Below are 715 nucleotides of genomic sequence, written 5' to 3' on the forward strand. Positions count from 1 at the left end.
ACGGGTTTGAGTCACATCGAAGCAGGCTCATTTGTCTCCCCCAAATGGGTTCCGCAAATGGCAGATTCCAAAGAAGTCATGCAAAATATCACGCGAAGAGCCTTGGTGACTTACTCGGCACTCACCCCCAACCTCCAAGGGTTAGAGCAAGCCTTAGATGCTGGCGCCAATCAGGTCGCCATTTTCACTTCGGCTTCAGAAGGCTTTTGCCAGCATAATATCAACTGTTCAATTACAGAGAGCTTGAAACGCTTCGAGCCATTAATGGTTCAGGCCGATAAATACCATGTTCCAGTTCGTGGATATCTATCGTGCGTCGTCGATTGCCCTTACGATGGGGCGACATCTCCAACACAAGTGGCCAACATATCGCAAGCGTTGATCGAGTTGGGATGCTACGAGGTGTCCTTGGGCGACACGATCGGAACCGGTACGCCTAATCGTGTAAAAGAAATGCTGGAATCGGTGTTAGCGAGCATTCCAAACCAACGTTTAGCCGTACACTTTCATGATACATGGGGGCAAGCGCTGGCAAATATCTACCAGGCCTTAAGCATGGGCATCAACACGGTAGACAGCAGTGTCGCAGGATTGGGAGGGTGTCCGTACGCACATGGTGCATCTGGCAATGTTGCTACAGAAGACGTGTTGTATTTATGCCAAGGCTTGGGCATTGAAACTGGCGTGGATTTGGAGCTGTTAGCCAAAGCAGGAT

1 protein-coding gene is annotated in these 715 nt (G+C 50.1%); it reads left to right on the forward strand.

Going from position 1 to position 715, the window contains the following annotated elements; genetic code table 11:
* A partial coding sequence (locus tag R7E78_RS26550) for a hydroxymethylglutaryl-CoA lyase (RefSeq protein WP_318058665.1) occupies positions 1–715 on the forward strand: 715 nt, incomplete at both ends.

Source organism: Vibrio sp. YT-19(2023) (assembly GCF_033337395.1).